19 protein-coding genes and 2 pseudogenes are annotated in these 13,263 nt (G+C 53.5%); 20 read left to right on the plus strand and 1 reads right to left on the minus strand.

The window, feature by feature from the left end; genetic code table 11:
* Nucleotides 1-13 precede the first annotated feature (13 nt).
* The gene (tssL, locus tag ACA108_18345; GenBank protein XEX95279.1) at nt 14-712 is read right to left on the minus strand and encodes a type VI secretion system protein TssL, short form; all 699 of its coding nucleotides are present in this window, start codon (nt 710-712) and stop codon (nt 14-16) included.
* Between the two features lie 263 nt (nt 713-975).
* On the opposite strand from tssL, the gene ACA108_18350 reads away from it, so the two are divergent.
* The 20 genes and pseudogenes from ACA108_18350 to ACA108_18445 all read left to right on the plus strand — a co-directional run bounded on the left by ACA108_18350 (nt 976) and on the right by ACA108_18445 (nt 12,919).
* Nucleotides 976-1,506: a hypothetical protein gene (locus tag ACA108_18350; protein ID XEX95280.1), complete on the plus strand. Its 531-nt coding sequence runs from the start codon at nt 976-978 to the stop codon at nt 1,504-1,506.
* 356 nt (nt 1,507-1,862) lie between these two features.
* A complete protein-coding gene (locus ACA108_18355; protein XEX95281.1) occupies nt 1,863-2,549 on the plus strand; it encodes a helix-turn-helix transcriptional regulator in 687 nt (228 codons plus the stop codon).
* Nucleotides 2,550-2,587: 38 nt separating this feature from the next.
* A complete protein-coding gene (locus ACA108_18360; GenBank protein ID XEX95282.1) occupies nt 2,588-4,099 on the plus strand; it encodes a hypothetical protein in 1,512 nt (503 codons plus the stop codon).
* Nucleotides 4,100-4,151: 52 nt separating this feature from the next.
* On the plus strand, nt 4,152-4,685 hold the full coding sequence (locus ACA108_18365; GenBank protein XEX95283.1) for a hypothetical protein: 534 nt from the start codon (nt 4,152-4,154) through the stop codon (nt 4,683-4,685).
* 152 nt (nt 4,686-4,837) lie between these two features.
* On the plus strand, nt 4,838-5,557 hold the full coding sequence (locus tag ACA108_18370) for a hypothetical protein (protein XEX95284.1): 720 nt from the start codon (nt 4,838-4,840) through the stop codon (nt 5,555-5,557).
* Complete coding sequence (locus tag ACA108_18375) at nt 5,547-5,768, plus strand: DUF905 domain-containing protein (protein XEX95285.1); 222 nt, start codon at nt 5,547-5,549, stop codon at nt 5,766-5,768. The genes ACA108_18370 and ACA108_18375 overlap by 11 nt, the downstream gene beginning before the upstream one ends.
* A gap of 166 nt (nt 5,769-5,934) precedes the next feature.
* Nucleotides 5,935-6,768 (plus strand): DUF932 domain-containing protein, encoded by an 834-nt coding sequence (locus tag ACA108_18380; GenBank protein XEX95286.1) that lies wholly within the window; start codon nt 5,935-5,937, stop codon nt 6,766-6,768.
* A gap of 249 nt (nt 6,769-7,017) precedes the next feature.
* On the plus strand, nt 7,018-7,488 hold the full coding sequence (locus ACA108_18385) for an antirestriction protein (GenBank protein XEX95287.1): 471 nt from the start codon (nt 7,018-7,020) through the stop codon (nt 7,486-7,488).
* Nucleotides 7,489-7,532: 44 nt separating this feature from the next.
* Nucleotides 7,533-8,018 (plus strand): DNA repair protein RadC, encoded by a 486-nt coding sequence (radC, locus tag ACA108_18390; protein XEX98158.1) that lies wholly within the window; start codon nt 7,533-7,535, stop codon nt 8,016-8,018.
* A complete protein-coding gene (locus ACA108_18395) occupies nt 8,015-8,299 on the plus strand; it encodes a hypothetical protein (protein XEX95288.1) in 285 nt (94 codons plus the stop codon). Before radC ends, ACA108_18395 begins: the two co-directional genes overlap by 4 nt.
* Nucleotides 8,296-8,517 carry a DUF987 domain-containing protein gene (locus ACA108_18400; protein ID XEX95289.1) on the plus strand — a complete coding sequence of 74 codons (222 nt, stop codon included), beginning with the start codon at nt 8,296-8,298 and terminating at the stop codon, nt 8,515-8,517. Before ACA108_18395 ends, ACA108_18400 begins: the two co-directional genes overlap by 4 nt.
* A gap of 31 nt (nt 8,518-8,548) precedes the next feature.
* Entirely contained in the window at nt 8,549-8,935 is a 387-nt protein-coding gene (locus ACA108_18405) for a type IV toxin-antitoxin system YeeU family antitoxin (protein XEX95290.1), read from the plus strand.
* Nucleotides 8,936-8,951: 16 nt separating this feature from the next.
* Nucleotides 8,952-9,329 (plus strand): TA system toxin CbtA family protein, encoded by a 378-nt coding sequence (locus ACA108_18410; GenBank protein XEX95291.1) that lies wholly within the window; start codon nt 8,952-8,954, stop codon nt 9,327-9,329.
* Nucleotides 9,330-9,342: 13 nt separating this feature from the next.
* Nucleotides 9,343-9,834, plus strand: a complete 492-nt coding sequence (locus ACA108_18415; GenBank protein ID XEX95292.1) for a DUF5983 family protein — start codon at nt 9,343-9,345, stop codon at nt 9,832-9,834.
* 5 nt (nt 9,835-9,839) lie between these two features.
* Nucleotides 9,840-10,040 carry a hypothetical protein gene (locus tag ACA108_18420; protein XEX95293.1) on the plus strand — a complete coding sequence of 67 codons (201 nt, stop codon included), beginning with the start codon at nt 9,840-9,842 and terminating at the stop codon, nt 10,038-10,040.
* Nucleotides 10,041-10,131: 91 nt separating this feature from the next.
* On the plus strand, nt 10,132-10,980 hold the full coding sequence (locus tag ACA108_18425) for a DUF4942 domain-containing protein (protein XEX95294.1): 849 nt from the start codon (nt 10,132-10,134) through the stop codon (nt 10,978-10,980).
* 93 nt (nt 10,981-11,073) lie between these two features.
* Nucleotides 11,074-11,337 carry a type II toxin-antitoxin system ParD family antitoxin gene (locus ACA108_18430; protein ID XEX95295.1) on the plus strand — a complete coding sequence of 88 codons (264 nt, stop codon included), beginning with the start codon at nt 11,074-11,076 and terminating at the stop codon, nt 11,335-11,337.
* Nucleotides 11,334-11,648, plus strand: coding sequence for a type II toxin-antitoxin system RelE/ParE family toxin (locus ACA108_18435; protein ID XEX95296.1), 315 nt, complete (start codon nt 11,334-11,336; stop codon nt 11,646-11,648). Before ACA108_18430 ends, ACA108_18435 begins: the two co-directional genes overlap by 4 nt.
* A gap of 435 nt (nt 11,649-12,083) precedes the next feature.
* A pseudogene (locus tag ACA108_18440) lies at nt 12,084-12,493 on the plus strand (hypothetical protein).
* A pseudogene (locus ACA108_18445) lies at nt 12,473-12,919 on the plus strand (IS1 family transposase). The pseudogenes ACA108_18440 and ACA108_18445 overlap by 21 nt, the downstream one beginning before the upstream one ends.
* Nucleotides 12,920-13,263 lie beyond the last annotated feature (344 nt).

Consider the following 13,263-nt stretch of genomic DNA (forward strand, 5'->3'; position numbering starts at 1 on the left):
GGTCAGTTGTGAATCAGCTCAGCGTGAACCACTGTCCGAGCAAATAGTGCAGATGGGTACTCATCGCGCATGATGCAGCGACAATGAGTAGTGCTCCGGCCAGTCGCATTATCCACGGTGATCGTCGCCAGAAACGAATATCCGGGCGGTGATTACGGACAATTATCGGATTGTTGAGTTTGCTTCCGGAAGCAGGAAGACGCTCCTGCAGCTGTTTCAACAAGGCAGTGCGCTCTTCACTTTCCTCGCCTTCGCCAAGGTGATAAATGCCCTGGTAGCCCAGTTTAAGCATGCGGTGATAACAGGCCATAACGGCCTGGGATGGTGATGCCTCGCGAAGCAGCGTTTTAATGTGTTCATAGAACATCTCCCCGCCACGAAGATGCATCAGCAACCGTGATTGCAACGGTGACTCCCGCCACCAGAAAGAAACATCCACATCCTTCTGAGTCATAACGGTCTCATCCAGAAAGACACACTGCGCGAACCTGATTTCCTCGGCAATGTAGTCAGAGGCACCAGCAGCCCGGAGCTTAATCTGGGTGTCCTCAATCATATTCAGGCAGTGCTGGTAGAGAGTACTGTCAACGGTGACACCGTCGGTGTTACGAACCGCCAGCGCAAGTAGCCAGGTATCCTGGAGAAGAGTGTCGATGAATGAAGGCGTGATGGGTTTTGCTTGCTCATCCGTCCCGGGATCTGCTGCAGCCACGTGACTATGTCCATGATTTGAGTGGGGGATATTTTGGAGTGATGGTAAATTGTACTTAACCTGGAGAGCAATTAACCAGATGCAACAGAATGTAAATTTTCATAGCGATATCAGATATATCCGATGGCGCAAAGCACGCTGCAGATAACATTCCTGGTCAAAACCCTTCTCAGCAGCTGCCTTAAACTCAGCGACTGTACATTTCCTCAGCAGCTCAATGCTATTACTTTGCGATCCCAGATTAATGAATGCGGGGCAACAGAATGAAGTCGATACAGTGCGGCATATGCGGGAAGCCAGTTGAACAAAGCGTGTTGTTCCAGCATCTGGTGAGCAACCACCGCTGGAAGGAAGTCGTCACGCCAGTATCATCCAAACCGGCACCGCTGAACAAACCACAGCCAAAGCAAACATGCTGCTCCGGTTGTAACGTGTTGTTTGAGTCCAAAGCGGCATACAGGCGGCATCGAAAAATATGTCAGCAGACCGTTCCAGCCAGCAAAGCAAGCCCTCCGGGCCAGGCACCGGATATGAGGATTTGCCCCCACTGTAATGCCTCAGTTTCCCCGAAGAAGTTCGACAAACATGTTCGTTCAAAATGTCCGAAACGCAAAGATGCACATCAGGTAAACAAGGCTGGCAGTGAGTTCTACACCGACCCCGCCATCGAAAAGTACCTTGCGCTGCATCCTGAACCACCAAAGATCGGCAAATTTGGCGTTCCGCAGGCGAAGTTCAAATACAGCACCTACGGGCGAAGTGGCATGGAGTACGACACCTGGAGCAAAAGCTAACTCAACGCCAGCCGATGCCCCAATACATTCCAGATATTTTCACGACCATATTACCCCTGTGAACAGCCGGTTGATGATCAACTGGCTCCCGTGCAGGGGCACATCTTCAGCGCAGAACATCCGCACCCATTTCTGGCTTTCATTCTGATAACTCACTGACTGGAGACACTCCTTGTCGCAAACCACAAAGCATCATCTCGCGATACAGGAACATGCTCCTGTTTTCAGTGAGTTACCACGGCAAAAAATCATCTCCTTTTCTCAATCAGCCTTCTCCTGAGCGTCACAACCTGTCAAGCCCCTACTGCATAATAACCACATGAATTATCACCCAATTTACTTCTGGAGGTCATTCCGTGTCCGACGAACAGGACTCCCGTTATGACAGGCTCGCCGTCAGGCTGTCCGTCATTATCAGCCGCCTGATGGCCGGGGAAGCGCTGTACCTGAAACCACTTGCCGACGAGTTTGGCGTCTCAGAGCGCACCCTGCAGCGCGATTTCCACCAGCGGCTGGTTCATCTCGATCTAAAGCATGACAACGGATGTTACCGGCTCAGTGAAACCCAGCTGCGTGACCATTCTCCGGCCGCATTCTCGTTTATCCGCAACACAGGGCTCGCCCGCATTATGCCCGGCCAGGATAAAGCGCTGATGGATTTACTCATGAACGAAAGCGGGACCGCACCCTGCCTCATCTGGCACGCGCCCACCGTCCCGCTGGCAACCCATTCAGGCAACTTCCAGCGTCTGGCCGAAGCCATTCATCGGCACTGCACCATCAGTTTGCTGGTCAACGGCATTCGCCACGATGCGCTGGAACCCTACCGACTGATTTACCAAAAACACTGCTGGTATCTGGTCACCAGCCACCTGCGGCGCATCCGGGTGTTCAGGCTGGACGAGATCATCTCCGTCACTTTGCTGGAGCGCCACTTTCGACGCCGCAGTGAGGTCAGCGATCTGATCGCCGAAGAAGGCTTTATCGCCGCACTGCCCCACTTCCGCTTCATTAGCGACGTCATCAACACCTTTAACCAGTGAGTTCGCTGGCTCAACTCTGAATAAGGAAATTACCCTCAATGAAGATACGACACCTGGCTGCCGCCGCAGCCATCACGCTATCCCTGACCGCCTGTGATAACTCCAGTGCCGACTGGGAAGCTCAGTCCGGTAAATGCCTATCCCTCAGCAGTGAAGGCAATTTCACCGCTATGGTGACCCCTGAAGTTGTTGCGTTTATCGCGGTCGAATCCGGCTGTCCCGACGACATGGGGCTGCTGGGCATACGGCAGGCAAGCGTAAGCGTTGGTGGGGACAGCTACCCCGCAATACTGACGTGCGGAGCCCGGTCAAATGACCATTCAATGTTTATCCTCGGAAAACTGGTACGTAACGATACAACGTCAGGACCAGAGCTTGGGGCCAGAGCAGTCAAGGCAATCACCGGTTTCTTTGGTGCAAAAGTCACGCTCGATGGCGAAACCGCGCACTTCGGTAAGGGTAACTTTGCAAAAGTATGTTCTGCGTATGTTCCACATCCTGGCGGGGAGAAAACAGCGCCACACAGCAAAGGTTTCCTGAGCTCCCTGTTTGGAGGGAAGAAAGCGCCTGAACACGACGTTGACAGCGCTATGCGGGACAAGTTTGTTGCAGACTCCAACGCAGCATTTGCACGTGCAGACGAAGCCGACCAGCAGCAGAAGCTTCAAGAAGATAATATGAGAAAACAAGGGTATAAACAGGACAAGGACGGCAAATGGCATAAGGTATTCAAAACGGATGGTTACAACCCGAAGGTGGAGCCTGTTCATGTAGACCTGGGCCCAGCTTCGTCGGGTGGTGGTTTACCGGCGAGCGACCTGTCTGGCAGTTCCACTGCAGTGGGTAAGCCGCAACAGGTACAGAGCAGCAACGTAGCCCCGTTAACACCGGAAGCTGAAGCCACTGCCCTGAAGAATGCGCAGTCCACCTATCTCGTCTATCACCCTGGCACGGATATTTCGGCGTTCACCTGGCAGAAAAGTCCCCTTCCCGACAAATCCGTCAACGGCGCTACCGTCCATGTACTGCGCTTCACCACCACCAACTCACAAACGAACGTCACGACCGATGTGGATGTGGAAATCAATCCTGATGGTTCAGCCGGTTACGCCACCAGCAATGACCGCCCGACACCTGTAGCAACCAGCGCCTCCGTAGACCCTGTGAACGCGTATTGCACGCTGGACAACGGCAAGAACGTAAATGTCTATGCCGCCAACGGCCAGGACTATCGCTATTCCTATCTGGACAAAAACAATCAGTCAGAGCTGGAGCTGACCGAAGGGTTGTTCGGGGTCAAAGCCTTCCACTACGAAACGCAGCTGGGAATGGGCAAAGCGCAATACATCCGCTTCAACAAGAAACAGTACGACTACGTGCTGCTGAGCCTCGACACCGGTAAGCGCGAATTCTACGGCATCCGGGTTTACAAAGATGGCAGCCTGATTTCATCGCACGCATGCAAAACACGGCTGAATCTCGACGTGAGCCCACTAACCGACGCAGCACATGCTGACAGCGACAAAATGGGTGATTTCGTCACCAACTGACACCGGCGATTCACGATCGGATAATTTCACTACAATGGCAAAGGAAATGAAAATGACTGCAACGGCAATTAATTCACTGAAAAACAAGCTCAATACATCCACCTGGCATCTGGTCCTGCTGTGTATACCGACAGGCGGCATCTATCTGCTGATGTGGCTCTACAAACATCAGGAAGCCCTCATGGCAGAAGTCGGGCAGCGCTTCTCTTCCCGTATGCTGGTTATCTGGATGGCAGTCTGCACAGGGCTGGCAACCTCACTCAAAACGATGTTCCCTCTGCAGGTCGATGACTACGGGTACAGCGTGAATGATGGCGCTGCCACCATGCAGGGGATTGCGCTGCTGCTGACGCTGGCCTACATCGTCTTACTGATTGTCTGGGCCTTTAAAGCCCGCGCTGCGCTGCAACAGCATGCGCTGACGCAGTTTCGCTTCGACCTGAAAATGAACGCAGCCTGGACCGTCCTCTTCCACGTCTTCTATATCAACTACTGCATCAACGCGATGCCGGAAGCGATGGCAAAACACCAGATAATCCACGGCAAACCTCAACCTGAGCAGGTGACGGAACCAACGCCGGAGTAATTCACTCTCCAGTGCATTAACAGGCCATGCCTCCTTCGGGACGCGTGGCCTTTTTGTCTTTATGCCCTCAGTAACGGGCGACACCAGCTGGATGCCATCACTGTGGTGGGCCCGGCTTTCTTATATCTGACGGTTACTTATCAGGAGAATCAATGAATTTCGACGACGAGTTTGAAGAAGGCATGGAATTTGAGCATGACGGCATGAACGACGAACAGGAGGAAGTGATTGGCGATACCCCACCAGCAGGTGGGCTCGGGTCAGTGATGGGCTGGCTCTATGACAAAGCCGTGAGCGGGATTGCAGGGATTGAGTCGGCGGAGACGCTGGCAGAGCGCTACCTTGCTGACGCGAAGGGGGATGTGCAACTGGCTGCACGCAACATGGTGCACTGGGAAAGCATCAAGGCTGGCAGCAGCGGCTTTCTCTCCGGTATCGGTGGCGTTGTGGCCTTGCCGTTCACCCTGCCGCTGAACGTCACCAGTGTGTTGTTTCTGCAGACGCGTCTGGTCGCCGCTCTGGCCTGCCTGGGTGGACATCGCCTGACCGACGAACGTATCCGGGCGCTGGCCGGGCTGTGCCTGTGTGGCAATGCTGCCCGGGCGCTGTTACATGAAGTCGCCATGAAAGCTGTTGAGCGCTGGACCCGAACCTTCACCGAGCAGGTGGTCAGGAAGACGCTGATGATGCTGGCAGCCCGTGCAGGCATGAGTGCCGGAGGGCAGTTTATCCGTCTGGTGCCGCTGGCAGGCGGGGTGGTGAGCGGCGCGGTGGATGTGACAACCACCCGTACTATCGGTCGCATAGCCTGTAACACCTTTCTCAGCGCCCTTCCCCAATTGAACGACGGTGATATGCAGAATGCCGGATAACGTGCAGCTCCCCGCAGGCCCTTTTACCCGTGAGCAGGCTGAAGCTGTTGCGGCCAGATACCGCAATGTGGCAATCGAAGATGACCTGGATACGCATTTTCGCCTGGTTGTGCGTGTCGATGGTCGCATGGTCTGGCGGGCCTGGAACTTTGAATCCGATGCGGGTTACTGGCTGAATAAATTCATCGTCAGCGATGGGATCCGCAGATAACCCCGTATTCATATACGCCCCTTCATCAGCACCAACCCACCAAACTGTTCCACATCACCGCTGACATTCCGTCAGCACACATACCAGAACCAGCAGCAGGCCGTTTCTCCTTCAGGGGACGCGGCACGCTGACCTTTATACCGTCTGTTTAAACAAGGAGTTAACCATGAGACTAGCCAGCCGTTTTGGCCGTATCAACCAAATCCGCCGTGACCGTCCTCTGACCCGCGATGAACTGATGAACGTCGTCCCCAGCGTCTTCGGCAGCGACAAACATGAATCACGCTCAGAACGCTACACCCACATCCCGACAATAACCGTGCTGGAGAACCTGCAACGCGAAGGCTTTCAGCCGTTCTTTGCCTGTCAGACCCGCGTGCGTGACCTGGGCAAACGTGAGCACACCAAACACATGCTGCGTCTGCGCCGTGCCGGGCAACTTACCGGTCAGCAGGTCCCGGAAATCATCCTCCTCAATTCCCATGACGGCTCAAGCAGCTACCAGATGCTGCCTGGGCTCTTCCGGGGTGTATGTACCAACGGACTTGTCTGTGGGCAGTCGTTTGGTGAAGTGCGCGTCCCTCACAGAGGCAACGTGGTGGAAAACGTCATTGAAGGCGCTTATGAGGTGCTGGGCGTGTTTGACCGGGTGGAAGAGAAGCGTGATGCAATGCAGTCACTGGCTTTACCGCCACCGGCACAGTATGCGCTGGCGAATGCGGCGCTGGAATACCGCTTCGGTCAGGACCATCAACCGGTAAGCGTGTCACAGCTGCTGACCCCGCGTCGTCGGGAAGATTACAGCGATGACCTGTGGACGGTTTACCAGCGAGTTCAGGAAAACCTGATGAAAGGCGGTCTGTCGGGACGTAACGCAAAAGGACGCAGCAGCCGTACCCGCGCCGTCACCGGTATTGATGGCGATGTGAAGCTTAATCGTGCGCTGTGGGTGATGACCGAAAACATGCTGGAACTTTTCCGGGGTGCCAGAGCGGCCTGAAAAAGCACCCCGCACTCCGCGGGGCTGAATCGACACAAGGGTTAACCAGCACGTAATCACGTACCAGTTTCAGCATAGACGCTTTCTGCCGCTTCGCTTCCCACCCTACCCATCTGATTTTCCTCTGGCCCTGAACCGGGCGCATAAAAAGCCCCGACAGCCATCACGCCGACGGGGAAAGTGGGATTTTCATACTATCAACTTCACGCCGCATGCTGGCGACATACTATTAAGCAAAGGAATTCTCTTATGACCCATTCTACCCTGCCACTGTTTACCCCTGACGCTTCTGTTCCGGTTGCAGACCCTAATCGTATTACAACGACACCGGTCGCCGATGAAAACCGCGTGGCGTTCTGGCCGCAACACTTTGGCGACATCCCACAATGGATGATGCTGGAGCCGCGCATCTTCGCCTGGATGGACCGTTTATGTGCTGACTACAGCGGTGGCGTCTGGCTCTTTTACACGCTGAGCAACGGTAGCGCGTTTATGGCCCCAGAGCCTGACAACGATGAGAAGTGGACGCTGTTTAACTGCATGAACGGCAACGGGACCGAGTTAAGCGCCGAGGCTGCGGGTATCGCGGCCTGTCTGATGGAATACAGCCACCACGCCATGCGCACCGAATGTGATGCGATGACGGAACACTATTATCGTTTGCGGGATTACGCGCTGGAGCATGCTGAATGTAGCGCCATCATGCACATCATCGACTGAACGGAGGCCGGATGCGTACTTTTACCGAACCCGTGCAGCTTGATATGTTTCCTGTGCCCTCGTCCGTCAGCCCGCTCCCCGCCATTTCCCTCACAGCCCAGCGCACCATTAAACGCGCCATCAGTCTGCTGGAGAAATACCTTCGTCAGCCTGGCGTGGTGCTGACCTCACCTGAGCAGGTGCGGGACTGGCTACGGCTTAAACTCTGCGGACTGGAGCGGGAAGTGTTTATGGTGCTGTATCTCGACAGCCAGAATCGCCTTCTGGAATGTGAAACCCTCTTTGCCGGGACGGTCGACCATGTTTCCGTCCATCCTCGCGAAGTCCTGAAATCCGCACTCCGTCACAACGCTACCGCAGTAGTTTTCGCACACAACCATCCGTCAGGGCGGGCAGAGCCCAGCAAGAAAGACCGACAGCTCACCGACAAGCTGAAAGTCGCACTGGCGCTGATAAATATCGCCACCCTCGACCATCTGGTTGTCGGCAGCCATGACATCGTGTCCTTTGCTGAGAGAGGCTGGCTATGACAGTGGATCAGGATCATCAGAAAACATTTGAGCGCAGTATAGCCCTCCTTCTGCTGGATAACGGCGATGATGCTGTTTATGTCTTTGGTGAATGCCTGCTTTGCTCGGATTATGCCAGCGGGGATAAATCCGTTGCGGAAACTGGCAAAAGACTGGCAGGAATTCTGAACGTACCGCTCTGGCAACTCACGCTTCCCGTCCCTGATGATGAAGAATGGTGCTGGAACGATATCATTGATGTCCTCATCAGGGGTGGCTACCCGGAGGTACTACCATCGTGAAAATCATCAGCAAGCGCCAGGCGATGGCGATTTACCGCCAGCATCCGGGATCCCGCCTCTTTCGCTACTGCACCGGTAAATACAAATGGAGCGGCAGCATCTGCCATTACGCCGGTCGCGAGATACAGGATATCAACGGAGTGCTCGCCGTCTTCGCAGAACGCCGTCAGGACCGCAATGGCCCGTATGTAGTACTACGCAGCGTCGGTCTCACTTAACAATCACGCACAGTAATTAAGGAAAACTTAAATGAAATCGACCACCTCATCCGGTACATCACCGGAGGCCAGCCCCTGCCCACAATGGGGACTTAAGCGCAATATCACGCCGCAGTTTGGCGCACGCCTGGTACAGGAAGGCAACCGGCTTCACTATCTTGCCGACCGCGCTGATATCGCCGGTCAGTTCACGGATGCGCAGGCCCGACAGCTCGACCAGGCGTTTCCGGTAATAATGAAACAACTTGAGCTGATGCTGACCAGTGGCGAGCTTAACCCCCGCCATGCGCATTGCGTCACGCTGTACCACAACGGCCTGACCTGCGAAGCGGACACACTCGGCTCCTGTGGCTACGTTTACTTCGCCATTTATCCAGGGCAACCAGTAACAACCGCGCCAGAAAGCAGCAACCATTAACTAAGAGAATCTCACTATGCCTTCACTGTTATCACCCTCACGGGCGGACTACCCCTGCCCGTCGCCCGTCGAAATCTGGCAGTTACTCCTGACCCATCTCCTGGAGCAGCACTATGGCCTGACGCTCAACGACACGCCGTTAAGTGATGAAAGCGTGATTCTGGATCAGATTGAAGCCGGTATCTCGCTATGCGATGCCGTCAATGCCCTGGTCGAAGAATACGACCTGGTGCGCACCGACCGCAGCGGCTTCACCGTCATGGAGCAGTCACCGTTTATCAGCAGTATCGACATTCTCCGAGCCCGCCGGGCTACCGGGCTTATGAAGCGCAGCAGCTATCAAACCGTTACCCGCGCAACCAACGGTCATCGTAGCCCACAACGCAAACACTGATGGAGGCACTGCAATGAAAATCTCACTTAACGTCGATGCTGACAGCGTGAACGTTCTGGCGCTCAACATGGGGAGAATTGCCGTAGAAGTTGATGGTATCGAACTGGCGCAGCTGATTGATGTGGTGAACGACAACGGTTATACCCTTCGCATCGCTGACGAGCCGGGAAAGCTGGTTGTGGAAGATCCACTCCCGGCAATAGCCCACTTCACTGGCATCCAGTGCAGCACCGCCCACATCACCGAAGAAGACAATACGCTGCTACACACGCTCTCACAGCCACACCAGCCGTATGACGGCGCTGAATGGCTCCATTACACCGGCTCTGGCTATCTGATCCGTCTTGATGCGTGGGTTTTCCCGGTACTGCAACTGAAGCGCCGTGGGCTATCCAAACCTTGTCGAAAGCTCGTTACCACGCTGCTACGCCGTTACGGGATCACCTGCATTCATCTGGATGCCTTCGCGGAGATCCTGTCCGGCTTCGCCACCTTCAACTGGTAACTGCCATGAAACTCACCACCGAACAGGGCCTACAGATCCTTATCGACTGGCTGCAGGACAATATCGATTGCGGAACCAACCTGATTTTCGATAACGACGAAGACCAGACTCAATCCGCTGATTTGCTCCCCTGCCTTGAGCAGGCTCTCAGCGATGTACAGACTCTGCGCCACCTTCAGCTGCTGCATGCATCTGGCACGCAGTGATCTTTCCCACCCATAACAACTCAACCGCATAAGCGCCAGCCCTCACCGGCTGGCGTTTTGCTTTTATGCGACCTGTATAAAGGAAGAACGAATGTCAGGTATACAACCTCACCACGATCCTGAAGTCTTAACCGGCAACATGGAGATCATCTGCTCCACCAGCATTGAGCGTATCGTCAGCGGACGTAATGCTGCGCTGGAGCAAATCGAAACGCTGATCCTGCAACTTGACGGGATCTCTCAACTCACCAGCGGCATCGGTGGCGGCACGGCAAATGACTGGGCCATGCACACCAGCCACCGCTACGGCAGCTGGTTAATAGAACCACCGGAAGCCGCAATGAGGGCCATCATCCGCAATATCGATCGCAGTATCTGGCGCGATCTGATGGGCAAATCCGGAATGATTTCTCTGATGGATGCTCAGGCGCGTGACGAATGGTACGGCAGCCTGGAAAAAGACGACATCCCCGCCATCAGTGAAGCGAACATCCTCAGCACTTTTGAGCAACTGCATCAGAGCAAAGCAGAGGTGTTTGAGCGTGGCGTTATCAACGTGTTTAAGGGGCTGAGCTGGGATTACAAATCGAATTCGCCCTGCAAGTTTGGCAAGAAGGTCATCGTCGAAGGGCTTGTTCAGTACGATCGTTGGGGATTTCATTTTCGGCATGGCCGCAGACGCGATCAGCTATCGGATTTGGATCGCATGCTGAATCTGCTGGATGGCAAGCCGGTTCCTGAGAATCGCAACGATCTTTCCGTGAGGCTGGATACGCATATCAGCCAACAGCTCTCATCCGTTTTCAACGATGAGTACGTCGAGATCCGCTACTTCCAGAAAGGCACCGGACACATCATCTTTAAACGTCCGGATTTGGTGGAGAAGATGAACGACATTGTTGCCAGACACTATCCCGACTTACTGCCTGCAAGATCGTAGCCGTCTGGATCCGAACACACTCATCCCTACTGTTGAGTAGTAGAGGAATACTATCTATTATTAACTGATAGCAATTCATCAGGAGGCTCAATTATGCCAACCAGCGTAGCCCTTACCCCTTACTTCGAGGCTTTCATTCGTGAGCAAATCGAAAGTGGGCGTTACAACAACACAAGCGAAGTCATCCGCGCAGGGCTTCGGGCGCTTGAAGAGCGTGAGCAACAGGTCAGGCTCGACTCTCTCCAGCAGGCCGTCACCGAAGGGATCAACAGTGGAGACAGTAAGAACGCTGAAGAGGTGTTCGGCCGCCTAGGGCGTAAGTATAAACAGATGGCTGAACAGCGACCTGCGAAATGAAGCTGGGCATATCACCACTGGCAGAGCACGATCTTGAAACAATCGGCGACTGGATCGCTCAGGACAATCCGGTACGGGCTGTCAGTTTCACCGAAGAGTTGTATCAGCAATGCCTGTTGATAGCCGAATCTCCCACGCTTTACAGAGAAAGACCAGAGCTGGGTGCGGGTGTCAGATGCTCCACTTACGGTCGCTATCTTCTTCTGTTCAGGGTGCTGGATTCGGAAGTGCGTATTGAACGCGTGGTTCATGGGGCAAGAGATGTCGTCAATGTATTTGCCGGAAGTGACGACAAGCTTTCAACAGACTGATGCGGGACGTTCAACAACGCCCACCAGGCTGATACAATAGTTTTCAGATGCGCTTACTTCGATTCCGCTCACCGCAACCACATCAAGGGCACGGTGAGCATTAAGCGGATATCTGGTGTTCCTGTTCGAAAGCTGATTTGAAGCATTTTCATTTGGGGGCCTCAATGGGGGCCTCTCAATTCTTCAAACAGGAAAACAGACATACATTCAAGCGATTAGACGCTGAGTTTCATTCCGAGTCCGGGCACCAAATTCATATCAACGGACCTCCACGGAGGTCCGTTTTTGCGTTCTATGCCCCTTCAGAATCATCACTTCCCAACTCCCAGCTCAACCAAATTCTATCCACATCAGCACCTTTGCGAGTGTACAACTGAGGGTATAGTCTGATTCGACAGAACTCTGTACCCTCAAATCACTCAGAAGCACTGTGTTATGGCACTCACTGACGCAAAGATCCGGGCGGCTAAACAGGACAAAAATCCCTATAAATTGCAGACAGCGGCAATGAGAAACGCGATAACGCCAGAAACGGATATCTGATAGGAGGGACTGCGGCAGAAAAGAGCTAAGAAAGCGGCTCTTGAAGCCACCAATACATTTGAGCTGGTTGCGCATCAGTGGCAAGCAACAAGAAGAGGTCCGAAATTCACAGCGAGAAGGTCTTTAAGAGCCTTGAAGGTCATGTATTTGCTTACATCGACTCTTGGGTTATCGCTACTCTAAGCACACTCACGACTGTCAAACGTCAGCACCACTCTGCCTTTTCGCTTGATCGAAACCCTGAGCTTCTTACTCGTGTGGATGCTTACAAGAGCCAGTTACTCACTACACTCGCGCCAAAGCGAATAACATCATCTCCGGTTGCCCATGCAGATGTGGCGCTTATCTGTGAACTCGATGAGCAATGGGGCTTTGTCGGCAGTAAGGCTCGGCAGCACTGACCTGGTATGCATACAACACCAAAACAGAGGGTGTTGTGACGTATACGTTCGAACCGCGCACGGATAACACCTGCCGCGAACGGCTGGCTATGCCTGCATCGCTTAATATTGGCATGATAACCTGCGATGACCGGGGGGCCTTACCGCAGAGAAGTGCCGGGTGATTAACATCTGACCGGCAAAATCCTCACTCAACCCATTGAGCGCAACAACCTGACGCTGAAAACCCGAATTAAGCCTTTGACCTGCAGGCCCCTTTGCTTCACACGCTCTGTTGAACTACATGAAAGAGGCATCTGGGCTTTCATTGAAAAATACGTGTTCTACTCATTAGAAGCATCACCAAAAAAATTAATGGTTGAGTTGTGTTTATTGACTATGTTCTCATTTTTTCCACGAATACTGATTTTCATAAATAAACTTTAATAGCAATCATACCAATTACCTCTGGTACATTTTTTCTACTACCAAAGCATTAGTCAATCCTTTTCTCAGGCCAGTAGGAACCTGAACGCTAACAAAAATGGGATGAAAGAAACATATTTGTAACGCAATTCACACCTTTTGTAAACATTAGCTACAATCCGTCTATATCGACTATCTCCTTCACGCTGGGAAGAGTAAGCGTCTCCTGCGCCTGAATACGCTGCATTGCGATATGTGCATAAAAA

This window comes from Dryocola sp. LX212 (assembly GCA_041504365.1).
Taxonomy (GTDB): Bacteria; Pseudomonadota; Gammaproteobacteria; order Enterobacterales; family Enterobacteriaceae; genus Dryocola.

Excerpts from the sequence above, each read along its gene's own strand:
- ACA108_18350 (XEX95280.1), top strand. The coding sequence starts at position 976 with ATGAAGTCGATACAGTGCGGCATATGCGGGAAGCCAGTTGAACAAAGC.
- ACA108_18370 (XEX95284.1), top strand. The coding sequence starts at position 4,838 with ATGAATTTCGACGACGAGTTTGAAGAAGGCATGGAATTTGAGCATGAC.
- ACA108_18405 (XEX95290.1), top strand. The coding sequence starts at position 8,549 with ATGAAATCGACCACCTCATCCGGTACATCACCGGAGGCCAGCCCCTGC.
- ACA108_18380 (XEX95286.1), top strand. The coding sequence starts at position 5,935 with ATGAGACTAGCCAGCCGTTTTGGCCGTATCAACCAAATCCGCCGTGAC.
- ACA108_18415 (XEX95292.1), top strand. The coding sequence starts at position 9,343 with ATGAAAATCTCACTTAACGTCGATGCTGACAGCGTGAACGTTCTGGCG.
- ACA108_18420 (XEX95293.1), top strand. The coding sequence starts at position 9,840 with ATGAAACTCACCACCGAACAGGGCCTACAGATCCTTATCGACTGGCTG.
- ACA108_18430 (XEX95295.1), top strand. The coding sequence starts at position 11,074 with ATGCCAACCAGCGTAGCCCTTACCCCTTACTTCGAGGCTTTCATTCGT.
- radC (XEX98158.1), top strand. The coding sequence starts at position 7,533 with ATGTTTCCTGTGCCCTCGTCCGTCAGCCCGCTCCCCGCCATTTCCCTC.
- ACA108_18365 (XEX95283.1), top strand. The coding sequence starts at position 4,152 with ATGACTGCAACGGCAATTAATTCACTGAAAAACAAGCTCAATACATCC.
- ACA108_18360 (XEX95282.1), top strand. The coding sequence starts at position 2,588 with ATGAAGATACGACACCTGGCTGCCGCCGCAGCCATCACGCTATCCCTG.
- ACA108_18375 (XEX95285.1), top strand. The coding sequence starts at position 5,547 with ATGCCGGATAACGTGCAGCTCCCCGCAGGCCCTTTTACCCGTGAGCAG.
- ACA108_18435 (XEX95296.1), top strand. The coding sequence starts at position 11,334 with ATGAAGCTGGGCATATCACCACTGGCAGAGCACGATCTTGAAACAATC.
- ACA108_18395 (XEX95288.1), top strand. The coding sequence starts at position 8,015 with ATGACAGTGGATCAGGATCATCAGAAAACATTTGAGCGCAGTATAGCC.
- ACA108_18410 (XEX95291.1), top strand. The coding sequence starts at position 8,952 with ATGCCTTCACTGTTATCACCCTCACGGGCGGACTACCCCTGCCCGTCG.
- ACA108_18425 (XEX95294.1), top strand. The coding sequence starts at position 10,132 with ATGTCAGGTATACAACCTCACCACGATCCTGAAGTCTTAACCGGCAAC.
- ACA108_18385 (XEX95287.1), top strand. The coding sequence starts at position 7,018 with ATGACCCATTCTACCCTGCCACTGTTTACCCCTGACGCTTCTGTTCCG.